At 40.3% G+C, this 12,228-nt stretch carries 11 protein-coding genes; 2 read left to right on the top strand and 9 right to left on the bottom strand.

Features of this window, described 5'->3' with window-relative positions:
- Positions 1-243: 243 nt before the first annotated feature.
- Together WFL93_RS11550 and WFL93_RS11545 are read left to right on the top strand one after the other, a co-directional pair.
- Positions 244-1,041, top strand: coding sequence for an ABC transporter substrate-binding protein (locus tag WFL93_RS11550; protein ID WP_336778159.1), 798 nt, complete (start codon positions 244-246; stop codon positions 1,039-1,041).
- Positions 1,042-1,151: 110 nt separating this feature from the next.
- Complete coding sequence (locus WFL93_RS11545) at positions 1,152-2,267, top strand: succinylglutamate desuccinylase/aspartoacylase family protein (RefSeq protein WP_336778158.1); 1,116 nt, start codon at positions 1,152-1,154, stop codon at positions 2,265-2,267.
- 34 nt (positions 2,268-2,301) lie between these two features.
- Here the strand turns inward: WFL93_RS11545 and wzzB are convergent, their stop codons facing one another.
- The 9 genes from wzzB to WFL93_RS11500 all read right to left on the bottom strand — a co-directional run bounded on the left by wzzB (position 2,302) and on the right by WFL93_RS11500 (position 12,227).
- Positions 2,302-3,312 carry an LPS O-antigen chain length determinant protein WzzB gene (gene wzzB / locus WFL93_RS11540; protein ID WP_336778157.1) on the bottom strand — a complete coding sequence of 337 codons (1,011 nt, stop codon included), beginning with the start codon at positions 3,310-3,312 and terminating at the stop codon, positions 2,302-2,304.
- Between the two features lie 74 nt (positions 3,313-3,386).
- Positions 3,387-4,796, bottom strand: a complete 1,410-nt coding sequence (gene gndA / locus WFL93_RS11535) for an NADP-dependent phosphogluconate dehydrogenase (protein ID WP_336778156.1) — start codon at positions 4,794-4,796, stop codon at positions 3,387-3,389.
- A 162-nt stretch (positions 4,797-4,958) separates the two neighbouring features.
- On the bottom strand, positions 4,959-5,372 hold the full coding sequence (locus tag WFL93_RS11530; RefSeq protein WP_336778155.1) for a WbuC family cupin fold metalloprotein: 414 nt from the start codon (positions 5,370-5,372) through the stop codon (positions 4,959-4,961).
- Entirely contained in the window at positions 5,359-6,573 is a 1,215-nt protein-coding gene (locus WFL93_RS11525) for a glycosyltransferase family 4 protein (RefSeq protein WP_336778154.1), read from the bottom strand. Before WFL93_RS11525 ends, WFL93_RS11530 begins: the two co-directional genes overlap by 14 nt.
- Entirely contained in the window at positions 6,573-7,703 is a 1,131-nt protein-coding gene (gene wecB, locus WFL93_RS11520) for a non-hydrolyzing UDP-N-acetylglucosamine 2-epimerase (RefSeq protein WP_336778153.1), read from the bottom strand. Before wecB ends, WFL93_RS11525 begins: the two co-directional genes overlap by 1 nt.
- Before the next feature lie 9 nt (positions 7,704-7,712).
- Positions 7,713-8,837 carry a UDP-2-acetamido-2,6-beta-L-arabino-hexul-4-ose reductase gene (wbjC, locus tag WFL93_RS11515; RefSeq protein ID WP_336778152.1) on the bottom strand — a complete coding sequence of 375 codons (1,125 nt, stop codon included), beginning with the start codon at positions 8,835-8,837 and terminating at the stop codon, positions 7,713-7,715.
- Between the two features lie 3 nt (positions 8,838-8,840).
- Positions 8,841-9,884 carry a polysaccharide biosynthesis protein gene (locus WFL93_RS11510; protein ID WP_049852467.1) on the bottom strand — a complete coding sequence of 348 codons (1,044 nt, stop codon included), beginning with the start codon at positions 9,882-9,884 and terminating at the stop codon, positions 8,841-8,843.
- A 94-nt stretch (positions 9,885-9,978) separates the two neighbouring features.
- Positions 9,979-11,037: a glycosyltransferase gene (locus WFL93_RS11505; protein WP_336778151.1), complete on the bottom strand. Its 1,059-nt coding sequence runs from the start codon at positions 11,035-11,037 to the stop codon at positions 9,979-9,981.
- 41 nt (positions 11,038-11,078) lie between these two features.
- Entirely contained in the window at positions 11,079-12,227 is a 1,149-nt protein-coding gene (locus WFL93_RS11500; protein ID WP_336778150.1) for an EpsG family protein, read from the bottom strand.
- Position 12,228: the final 1 nt, after the last annotated feature.

Below are 12,228 nucleotides of genomic sequence, written 5' to 3'. Positions count from 1 at the left end.
GCTGGTCTTTATAAGCAGAATTAAGGCAGAACTTATTGGAACGGTGGCTTTTCTACCATGATTGCCCTGCTTAAGCAACTCACCGCAATTAAACCAACCTAGATGTAGAATATAGCACAGATTAGCAAGGTAATGCTTACAGTACACAATTGCAACAATCTGAAAGTATTGCCTAATTTGATTTGACTGATACCGCGGGTTACTCTGCCAATCTCAATAATACAACGATAGAAGACAGATACTATGGCAAACCCTCGTTTTAGCGCCCGCCTGCGTCAGATGCTGGCGCTGGCTGTGCTGGCCGGTTGCGCATTTGGCGCGCAGGCAAAGATTGATCAGGTGCGTTTCGCGGTTGATCCCACCTATCCTCCTTTCGAATCCAAAACGCCGCAAGGCAAACTGGTCGGTTTTGATATCGATCTCGGCAATGCGCTGTGCGCGCAGATGCAAGCCAAATGCGTGTGGGTAGAGAGCCAGTTCGACGGCATGATTCCGGCATTGAAGGCGCGTAAGTTCGATGCCATTTTGTCTGATATGGGCATCACTGAAGAACGTCTTAAGCAAATCGATTTCACCGTGCCGCTCTACGACACTCATACGCAGCTGATTGCGCGCAAAGGCTCTGGCCTGCTTCCAACCGCTGAATCGCTAAAAGGCAAAACCGTGGGCGTGGAGCAAGGCACCGTACAGGAACGTTACGCTCTCGCAAAATGGCAGCCGCATGGCGTGCAGGTTGTGCCTTATGGCGACCAGGCACAGGTTGAAAGCGATCTGATTTCTGGCCGACTTGATGCAGTGTTTACTGACGCTGCGCAGGCTGCAATCGGCTTCCTGAAACATCCGCAGGGTAAAGACTTTGAACTGGCGGGCCCGATTGTGCAGGATCCGATCATCGGTCCGGGTACTGCGATTGGGCTGCGTAAAGGCGATGCCGAACTGAAAACCGCACTGGACAACGCTTTTGCTGAGATCAAAAAGAACGGCACCTTCGACAAAATCCAGAAACAGTACTTCGCCACTGATATCTCCATTCAGCAGTAACCTTTTGGGCGGCTTTTGTGCCGCCCTTTTCCAGTCGGCACTATAATTCCAATCATCTGATTAAAAAGGCGCGATTGAAACGTGCCGTGAGCAAGGACATCGAAAGCGTTATGCAACAACAACATCATCCTCTACTCAGCGCCTCACTGGGCACGCAACGCGAAATTGTTAGCTTTCACTTCGGCACGGATTCGCAGCAACGCGTCTACATCCAGGCAGCGTTGCATGGCGACGAGCTTCCGGGCATGGCGGTGGCGTGGTATTTGAAGCAGAAGCTGCTGGCGCTTGAGTCTGCCGGACAGCTGAAATCCAAGATCACGCTAGTACCGGTCGCCAATCCTTTGGCGATGGGCCAACACTGGCATGGCAGCCATTTGGGCCGTTTTCATACCTTGTCGGGACAAGACTTTAACCGCCGCTTTCCAGCGTTAGGTGAAGCATTGGTTGAGGAGTTAGCTGAATCACTTACCCAAAGCGAATATGAAAATAAACGGTTGATCAGGGATGCTATTGATCGTCATTACCGTGACCGCATAGCGCGTACCGAATTAGATGCTCAGCGTTTTACGTTGATGCGCATGGCGAGCCAGGCAGATCTGATGATTGATTTGCACTGCGACTGGGATGCGTTGCCACATCTCTATACCACGCCGCACGCATGGCCAGATATTGAACCACTGGCGCGTTGGCTGGGTAGCGAAGTGCAATTGCTGGCACAGATTTCGGGCGGTGAGCCATTTGATGAAGCATGTTGTGAGCCGTGGTTGACTCTGGCTAAACGATTTGGCGATAAGTTTCCTATGCCGCGGGGATTACTGCCGGTGACGTTGGAACTACGTGGTGTTGCGGATGTATCGCCTGAGATGGCGGAGAAGGATGCAGATGCAATCATCAGTGCGCTAATTGAGAGCGGCTATATTGCAGGTGAAGTGGGCGAATCCCCTGCCCTGATCAATCCAGCGACTGCATTGGCAGGTTGTGAGTACATCCATGCGGCACAATCGGGATTGGTGTTGTATCGCCGTAAGTTGGGTGAATGGATCAAGGCCGGTGAAGTGGTGGCAGAGATTGTTGATCCAATTACTGATCAGGTGATGCCGCTGGTAGCAGAGTATGGTGGCGTACTATATGCGAGAAATTTAACCAAGTTTGTGACGGCTGGGATGTTGGTAGTTAGGCTGGCTGGTGAGAATGCGGGGAGACGTGGGGAGTTGTTAGTAGGGTGAAAGAACCGGCCTTAATAGGCCGGTTTGATTATAATTAGTGCCGATTACGATAGCCTCTAACTATAATTCGACCAAGAACAATTGATGAGCCTAACACTCCACCAAGAATAAGCGCGAATAATACTGTTAACGTTTTTTTAGGACTATCGCGTCTTAATGGGAGATCAGCTTTAGCAATGTAACGGAAAGATTGCAAATTATCAGTTTGAATCTGTACATGAGTTACTGCCAGCAATGCACGTTCAGCATTATAATAATCGCCGTCAAAATCTAAGGGCTTAGTCGCTTCATTAACGATCATTGCATTCAATGCATCACTACCTAAAAGGTAAAGAGTATCATCTGATAAATATTCAGCCTGATTGAGTTGCGATTTATTTATTCCAGATTGCCTAGCAATTCTCAATGCCTGATTAATAACATCAATACGATGTTGTTTCTTGTTAATAGCAATCTGTTTATGCGCATCGAGAATGTTAGTAAGTTCTTTTGCTTTAACACTAAGATTTTTTTTAAGATCTAATCCATAATCATTCACAACATCTTCATTAACGGCTGAAATGTATTTCGTCAACTGTTCTTGTGACTGGCGTGCTGTTTCCGAAACAAATGAGATTACTAGAGAATCATTGCTTCCTTTGTTAACCTGATCAATACGCAATGTTAAGGGTTTTTCAAGATTAGCCAGAGAACCTGATAATGCACTCATCGACGAATTAAATCTCGTAAACATCTGATTTTGCAAGTCAGTAATTGAAGGTTTATCCTGTGGATTCTGAGCATAAAGTGTACTTAGTGTGGCATTATAATTAGCAACTTGTCCTGCAGAAGGGAGAGTCACTATCGCTTTTGACGTCCACTTTTCTTTTACTACGCTTAGATAGACAAGACACAATGCGAAAGTAAGAACCATGGTAGCCAGAATAATTAGCTTACCTTTCCATAGTTGCACTATAATTTCAATTAAATCGAATTCGTTATCATTATTATATAGTGTTTGCTGTGAGATAGAGCTATCAGAATTGAGACTTTCACTTTCTTTCATATATAAAAACACTCACAAAAATCAAGAGACTCGTAAAAAAAGCATCTCTCATCACTGAGAGATGCTTAATATAATTAATCTAACCACTCGGTGTGGAATACACCATCTTTATCAATGCGCTTGTAAGTATGGGCACCGAAGTAGTCACGCTGAGCCTGAATCAGATTGGCTGGCAGAACTTCCGAGCGATAGCTGTCGTAATAAGCAATCGCAGCCGAGAAGGTAGGTGTCGGAATACCATTCTGGATTGCATAAGACACGACATCACGCAGGGCTTGCTGGTATTCATCAGCGATGTTCTTGAAATAAGGATCCAGCAACAAGTTTGCGATATCAGCATCTGTAGCATAAGCATCAGTAATTTTCTGCAGGAACTGAGCACGGATAATGCAACCTGCACGGAAGATTTTGGCGATTTCGCCATAATGCAGATTCCACTGGTTCTCTTCTGATGCAGCACGTAACTGAGAGAAGCCCTGAGCGTAAGAAACGATTTTGCCTAAGTACAGAGCACGACGTACTTTCTCTACAAACTCTGCTTTATCACCAATGAAGGCTTTAGCTTGTGGACCGCTCAGTACTTTAGAAGCAGCAACACGCTGAGACTTCAATGAAGAGAGGTAGCGTGCAAACACCGATTCGGTGATCAGAGACAGCGGCTCACCTAAATCCAGTGAACTTTGGCTGGTCCACTTACCCGTACCTTTATTTGCGGCTTCATCAAGAATGACATCAACCAAATATTTTCCATCTTCATCTTTCTTGGTGAAGATATCTTTAGTGATATCGATCAGATAGCTGCTCAGCTCACCGTTGTTCCAGTCAGTAAAGGTTTCAGCCAGCTCTTCGTTGTTCAAACCCAATGCACCTTTCAACAGAGCATAGGCTTCAGCAATCAGCTGCATATCACCATATTCAATGCCGTTGTGCACCATCTTCACATAGTGGCCAGCACCATTTGGTCCGATATAGGCAACACAAGCTTCGCCATCTTCAGCACGCGCAGCAATCTTATCCAAAATTGGTGCGACAAGTTCATAAGCCTCTTTCTGACCGCCTGGCATGATTGATGGACCTTTTAAAGCTCCTTCTTCACCACCGGAAACGCCGGTGCCAATGAAGTTGAACCCTTGGTCTGACAATTCTTTATTACGGCGAATAGTGTCTTTATAGAAGGTATTACCGCCATCGATTAAAATGTCACCTTTATCGAGATGGGGGGTCAGAGAAGCAATAGTCTTATCTGTAGCTTCACCCGCCTGCACCATCAACAAGATGCGACGTGGTTTTTCAAGCGATTCAACGAACTCTTCAACAGTGTAAAAAGGCGCGAGTTTTTTGCCTGAATTCTCAGCAATGACTTCATCGGTCTTCTCACGCGAGCGGTTGAAGATTGAAACGGTATAGCCACGGCTTTCGATGTTAAGAGCCAAGTTACGGCCCATTACAGCCATTCCTACAACGCCGATTTGTTGCTTAGACATTACATACTCCTGTCAGATGTGTTAGCTGCGCATTTTTATTAGCAGCACAAAAGTACTTCGATGTTAACCCACTAAAGATGACACTGGATAGCCTAAGATGCTAAGCACGATTTGTTTGGATAAATGTCAAGCACCAGAATAGAGGAAACATAGCCAAATAACTTATCCACAATACCATTGTGGAAATGATTTGGCATAATCAGGGTCAAAAGGCCCTTCCTTAACCTCAAGCATTAACGCGCGATCCGAGATACACTCGACGCTATGAATATCCCCTGGATGGAATTCAACTAAACAAATACCCGTTTTGGGGCCGGCATTAAACGACTTTAATATTCCGCCATTCGAATCATATAAAGTTATCTCCAGCTCTCCTTCTAATACACTGAATAACTCCCATTGATGGGGTAATTCGTGATAGTGCGGCTCGACATAGCTTCCTTTAACAAGAGCAATGAGTAATTTTTGCACCTTGTCCTTATGAGAATGATGGAGAAGAAGATGGGAACGTTTTCTTTCAGACTTCAATGCATTATCGAATATAGTACTAATTGTGGCATCATCAAAGATTTTCATTGTTAATCTCTAAACTATGTTCAATTATATCTGCAGCAGAAGAAACCGAAAACTGTTCATTTAAAAGATTGAATGCCGCAATTCCTTTGCACTTGCGTAATTCAACATCTTCTAATAGTTTAACTGCCGACTGAAAAAGCAATTCATCTTCGCCATTTAGGTGAATGAAACCTGCTTGAGCATCATTTACAACACCTTCCAAATCATTTCCTGCATTAATACTCCCGAGAATAGGCAAACTTTCGACCATATAGCCTAGTAATTTACCCGGGAAATTGAAAGCAGTATGATTAGCAGCAAGGGAAAACAATCCTACATCCACTTCAGAAAGAATAGATTTGAAAACAGATTGATTTACCGAAGGCAAATAAGTGAAATTTTTAAGTGACCATTCCTTTGCGAGGTCATTAATTAAAGAAACTTCATCACCCTGCCCAAGATATAAAAAATGTGCCTGCTCATATTTCACCATGTTACGAGTTAAGCGCATTAAATTAGCCATATCTTGAGCATGACCAATATTACCGCCATAGAAAAAAATGACTTTATCAGTTAGTTCTAATGACTGTCGAATTGAGACATAATCATTAGATCGAGTTTTAAAAGGTGCGACTTCAGCCCAATTCCTGAGTATTTCACACCTGAGATTTGGGTTGATTTTATTAAAAAGCGTAAGATTGTTTTCTGACATTACACCAATGTTATCAGCATTAGTATATGACTTCATTTCAAAGTGACGGAAGTATTTTTCAATCAGAGAGCCACTTTTTATCATGCCAGCGTCGATTGCCCACTGGGGAAACATGTCGCGCAATACCAAATAAGACCTGCATAGACAACGTTGTTTGATTTTTTTGACCAAGCCACCCCAAAACACACATGGAGAATAATAAACAATTCCGTCGAAAGTATTGGCTTTAATCAGATGACGAACAGCTTTCCAAGCTCGAAGGGATAGTAGCGTTTCGTTTACACCACGAGTCAAATAGCTAACATCTTTAATCGGCCCATTTTTGAAACGCCAGACTGCCACGCCATCTAAAGAATCAATAACGAGATCTTCATGCTGCTCGGCTTTAGGGGTTATAACAGTGACATGGTGTCCGCGTTTAATAAATTCCAGAGCGAGCTCATGGAACATCTTTGCGCCGACACGTGTACTTTCAGGTAGATAATCATCGATGATTAAAGCCAAATTCATTAATATTTTTTCCAGACAACTCGCTTTATGTAATCCGTATAGGAGTGAACAATTCGCACAATCTTATCTGATACATTTGGCATACTGTAATCATTAACCTGCCGAAGCAGCCTCTCCTCACCACGGGGCTGAGTTTCTAATACCGCGAGAGCTTGTAAAACACGATCAGTTTCGAGTCCAACCATCATTACTGATGCTTCCTCAAAACCTTCTGGACGCTCATGAGCTTCGCGAATATTGAGTGCAGGGAAGTTCATAATAGATGACTCTTCCGTAATTGTTCCACTATCTGAAAGTACTGCTCGAGCATTTTTTTGCAAATGATTGTAATCATGAAAACCTAATGGTTTTAACAATTGGATGTTTTCATGGAATAAAATACCATTTTGCTCAATACGATTCCGGGTTCGAGGGTGCGTGGAAACGATTACCGGTAATTGATATTTCTCCGCAATGGTATTAAGAATGTCTGCTAGCTTAACCAATTGTATAGGGGCATCAACATTTTCTTCACGATGAGCACTAACGACAAAAAATTCGTTTTTCTTTAAACCAAGACGATTAAGTACATCAGAACCATCTATTTGTGGCATGTAATGATTCAACACTTCAAACATCGGGCTGCCAGTCTTAATGATACGATCGGCAGGTAATCCCTCTGCGAGGAGGTATTCTCTGGCAATGTCACTATACGTTAAATTCACATCTGCCGTGTGATCAACTATTCGACGATTAGTCTCTTCGGGGACGCGCTGATCGAAACATCTATTACCCGCTTCCATGTGAAAAATAGGAATTTTACGACGTTTCGCAGCGATAGCTGAAATACATGAGTTTGTATCGCCTAAAACCAGCATGGCTTCAGGTTCAACTTCAGCAAAAACCTCATCGACTTTAATAATAACCTGCCCAATAGTTTCAGCTGCATTTTTACCCGCAGCATTTAGAAAATAATCGGGTTTTCTGACATTTAAATCATTGAAAAAAACTTCGTTTAACTCGTAATCATAATTTTGTCCAGTATGGACTAAGATATGATCACAATATAAATCCAGTTTAGCAAGAACGCGGGAAAGTCTAATAATTTCCGGGCGAGTGCCTACCACTGAGACTATTTTTAATTTTTTCATAAGGGTCTCTTATAACGAAGAAGCTATTGTATCCGGATTTTGAGGATCAAAATTTTCATTAGCCCATACGATTGCAATTAATTCATCATCACCGATATTTGTCACATCATGAGACCAACCAGGTATAGTCTCCACTATCATTGAGTGAGTTTTACTAGTGGTTAATTCGTAATATTCATTTGTAATTAAATGACGAAATCTAAATTTAGCCGTACCTTGAACAACTAGGAATTTTTCAGTTTTACTATGATGGTAGTGACCGCCGCGAGTCACACCAGGATGTGCAGTAAAATATGATATCTGCCCTGAAATATCTGTTTTTAAGACTTCAACAAAGCGCCCCCGATCATCCTCGTGCTCCTTAATAGAATAAGAAAATTTTTCTGCAGGAAGGTAACTGACATAAGTAGAATATAGGGCTCTTAGAAATCCAGTTCCAACTTGTTCAGTAATAAGTGTTTCGCGACTGTGCTTAAATTTATTAAGAGTATCCGCAAGTTTCCCTACTGTCGTAGAGTAGATGGGATGTATATCTAAAAACAAATTATCACTAACTTCATTTTCGCCATTCATAGTTTTAAGAAAAACTGATATCACATCATCTATATAAACTAAATTAAGGGCATGCGCACTTTTGTCAATTTTTAAAGGCAGATCGTTTACAATGTTATGACAGAATGTTGCAACAACTGAATTATAATTAGGCTTAGCCCATTTACCAAAAACACCAGGAAGACGACAGATATAGATAGGAATTTCAAATTCTTCTCTTAGCTGTAACAATATATTTTCTGCTTCTCGTTTCGAACGGCCGTAAGGAGTATCCACCTCTGCATGTATTGAAGAAGCGAATAACAATGGGATTTTACGTCCTGTTGTTTCAGCAATAGTTGCTAAATATGAATGCAAGCTTTTTGCAAGGCCAACATTACCAACAATAAATTCGTCAGGATTTTGCGGTCGATTAATTCCTGCGAGGTGAAAAACAAAGTCTACGTCCTGCAATAATGATAATAATTCTTGATCATTTTGTTCACGACTGAAAGTGACAACGGTAACTTGCTTTGTTTCAGCGAGACGAAGAGACAGGTTTTTACCGATAAAACCTTCAGAACCTGTAATCAGAACTTTCACTGATTATTCCTCCGGGTCCGCGTGTTCGCCGAGTGTAATTTTACGCATGAATTCAAGTTTCAATAGTAGTTTGGTCATACCTTCAACATCCAAACGCTGCGTATTATGAGAGTTGTACTCTTCACCACAAAGTGCATCCGTCATTTTTTGCTCGCCTTCTTCAACGAATTTTGCATAGTTCAAATCTCGTGTATCGGCAGGAACTCGGAAATAATCCCCCATATCTTCCGCACAAGCTCGCTCTTCCTTGCCTAGTAACGACTCAAATAACTTTTCTCCATGGCGCGATCCAATAATACTTACCTGATGTTCCGGCTTATGCATTAAATTCAAAATTGCTTTGGTGAGTGTTTCAACTGTTGCAGCAGGCGCTTTCTGTACAAAAATGTCCCCGTTATTACCATGTTCGAATGCATAAAGCACTAAATCAACAGCATCGGCTAAAGTCATCATGAAGCGAGTCATGCTCGGTTCAGTAATGGTTATTGTCTTCCCCTGCTGTACTTGTTGTACAAATAGTGGAATTACAGACCCTCTTGAGGCCATCACATTCCCATAACGCGTACCGCAAATGACGGTATCTGTTCCTTCAAGATTACGACTAGCCGCAACCATAACTTTTTCCATCATAGCCTTACTAATGCCCATAGCATTAATAGGATATACGGCCTTATCTGTGCTTAAACAAACTACACGTTTAACACCAGCTGAAATAGCACAATTTAGAACATTTTCTGTACCTAAAACATTAGTGCGCACAGCTTGCATTGGGTGAAATTCACAGGAAGGGACTTGCTTAAGGGCAGCAGCATGAAAAACATAATCAACTCCTCTTATAGCTGCTGCTATACTTTTTTCGTCACGAACATCACCCAGATAAAACTTAAGCTTACTGCTGTTATATTTTTTCCGCATATCATCTTGTTTTTTCTCATCACGACTAAATATACGAATTTCACCAATATCTGTATCCAAAAATCGCTTTAATACCGCATTACCAAACGAACCCGTCCCACCAGTAATCAATAACACTTTCGACTTAAACATATAGACTCTCACCTATTACTAAAATTTTAAAATGTATGCTTATTTCAATTTAAATCATCGTATTCGCGATCAGCTAACCAACTGTGTTATGACGCTATTTTTCTGAAATGATTTTGAGATACATCTCCGCTCGTTGTTTAGCATCAGGTAGTTTTTTGTGGACATCAAACATGAGATTGCATTTACTTATAATTTGGTCTGGTTTTTCAAAAGCGGCAGTGATCGTAGTAGCCATATCTTTTGGATCTAGCGGATTAAAATAAAACGCCCCCTCTCCACAAATCGTTTTTGAAAAACCGCGATTGGAAGTAAAAATCGGTTTTCTCATGATTCCTGCCTCAATATAAGAAGCACTAAAACATTCTAATAAGGTAGGTAATAAAACAGCATCTGAGTAAGAATATAATGCTGGGCATTGTTTGTTTTCTACATTGCCGACCAATATAAACCTGGATTTTTTTTCTTCGCTTAGACCTTCAATAAAAGATTTTTCCAACGTTAATACGAACTTATAATTATTTGGTAAAAGCTCTAATAAATCAAATATAACACTAAGGTTTTTATGTGGATAATTGTATGAAACCGTTAAAAGCCAAATATCCCCTGCAATTTTCTTTGGCAACCGTTCAATGATTTTCTCATCAAGAACGTAATCGCGGGTGAAATAAGAACTTACAGAGTTGGATACAACAAACACCTTATTCATTTCAAAACCTAACTTGCTATACAAATGTTCTTTCACATCATTAGTTTCAACCACTATTTTTGTTGCATTCAGTCTATAATAATAGGGCTGCAAATATTTAAGAATTATTTTTTTTACTTTTTGGATTAAAGTTAATTTTTTGAAAACTTGCGAGGAATTATATATTAGCCAAGGTAATGCAAAACCTACCGTGTGGTTTTTAACTTTAGGTGTCCAGTAACTTGGGCCAAATACTGTAAAAACAGCATCGATATTATACTCTTGAACCATTTTATTTAGCAACTTACGCGACGAGAAATTAAATAAACCTGAAGGCGTTTTTTTAATAATCAGGCACTTCTTTTTTGCCGATTCAGTAAGTTGAGAATATATTGGTGGGGAAACGGCAGCGATAAAATCCAAATCCATTAAAGTGAACTCTTCAATTACTGACATGCCAACCTGCATGCCCCCTCCGACATATAAGTTACTTGCGTTGATCATAAGCATTATTGATTACTCAACTTCCAATGTAAGTAAACGGCTTTGGCACGTGCCGCGTCATCAGTGCTATTGGAGAATATTTGTATTATAGAATTTGCGTATGGGGTATATTGCTCCCGGAAATATTCATTCATAGTGAAACGTATGAAACTGACGCTTAATATTGCAATAAAAGTTGAACCGATGATTATCCTATTAGCATAAATATTATTAACTTTTAACGAATAGCTAAAGCATATAAGCATTGCGGGTACGAAATACTCATCATAGCGTGATGATATTGTACCAAATGGTAAGAAATAGATATCCACTAATAACATAGTTAAAAACATAACATCTAAAGTTTTAATAGTGGAAAAACTAATTTCCTTGGCCTGACAATAAGTTAATATTTTATTTCTGTTATAAATAAAATAAATGTAAATTATTATTTTAAAAAGTAAGTTAAAAGTGATGCCACTATTTTCATTATTATTGAGGGCATACCATGCGATCTTAGAGAAATATGGACCTCCTATTAACACATTACCAATATTAATAAGTTCTTTCACTGGGTAGATATTGATGAAAGTAAGTAAGACTCCTAATAAAAACAATCCCCTTCCAACTTTCAAAAAACAGTTTGAAATAAACAATGGAAGTACAATCAATGGCAGAAGAGAGATGTGAAGTACAGAACCGATAACACACCATAGATAAAATAAGTACCTTCGCCCCTTCAAATAATCATAAATTGCTATATAAAACAATGCAACTGCTAATATTTGGCGTAACGCTTCAACATTAAAACCGAAAGAAATAATAAAATAACTGCCAAAAACTAAAACAGGATATGGTGAAAATCGATGAGCAAAACGTGCAATTGATATCACAATAGCCAATGTAATCATTGAAACAAAAACCCAAAAGTTAAGCAATAAACTACTTAACCACGAAATCATCTTATAACCAGGCTCAATAGCTAGGGTGTTTTTTACACCTCGATAATCATCATAATAAAACAGCCAATCGACACCAATTTTATATCGCAATCCCAAAAACACAAAGATGATTATAGCTGAAATAAATATTAAATTTTTTTTATGAGAACGACTAAGAACATCTAATAGAATTAAACATATTATCAAAATTAAAAACAGATAGTATTCAACCATT

Source organism: Pantoea sp. USHLN256 (assembly GCF_037149875.1).
GTDB lineage: Bacteria > Pseudomonadota > Gammaproteobacteria > Enterobacterales > Enterobacteriaceae > Pantoea > Pantoea nemavictus.
The sequence above is the reverse complement of the archived record's forward strand: the minus strand, read 5'-3'. Positions and strand labels throughout refer to the sequence as shown.

What these genes read in the sequence shown, in the direction of transcription:
- WFL93_RS11550 (WP_336778159.1), top strand. Translation starts at nt 244, where the DNA reads ATGGCAAACCCTCGTTTTAGCGCCCGCCTGCGTCAGATGCTGGCGCTG.
- WFL93_RS11545 (WP_336778158.1), top strand. Translation starts at nt 1,152, where the DNA reads ATGCAACAACAACATCATCCTCTACTCAGCGCCTCACTGGGCACGCAA.
- wzzB (WP_336778157.1), bottom strand. Translation starts at nt 3,312, where the DNA reads ATGAAAGAAAGTGAAAGTCTCAATTCTGATAGCTCTATCTCACAGCAA.
- gndA (WP_336778156.1), bottom strand. Translation starts at nt 4,796, where the DNA reads ATGTCTAAGCAACAAATCGGCGTTGTAGGAATGGCTGTAATGGGCCGT.
- WFL93_RS11530 (WP_336778155.1), bottom strand. Translation starts at nt 5,372, where the DNA reads ATGAAAATCTTTGATGATGCCACAATTAGTACTATATTCGATAATGCA.
- WFL93_RS11525 (WP_336778154.1), bottom strand. Translation starts at nt 6,573, where the DNA reads ATGAATTTGGCTTTAATCATCGATGATTATCTACCTGAAAGTACACGT.
- wecB (WP_336778153.1), bottom strand. Translation starts at nt 7,703, where the DNA reads ATGAAAAAATTAAAAATAGTCTCAGTGGTAGGCACTCGCCCGGAAATT.
- WFL93_RS11510 (WP_049852467.1), bottom strand. Translation starts at nt 9,884, where the DNA reads ATGTTTAAGTCGAAAGTGTTATTGATTACTGGTGGGACGGGTTCGTTT.
- WFL93_RS11505 (WP_336778151.1), bottom strand. Translation starts at nt 11,037, where the DNA reads ATGCAGGTTGGCATGTCAGTAATTGAAGAGTTCACTTTAATGGATTTG.
- WFL93_RS11500 (WP_336778150.1), bottom strand. Translation starts at nt 12,227, where the DNA reads ATGGTTGAATACTATCTGTTTTTAATTTTGATAATATGTTTAATTCTA.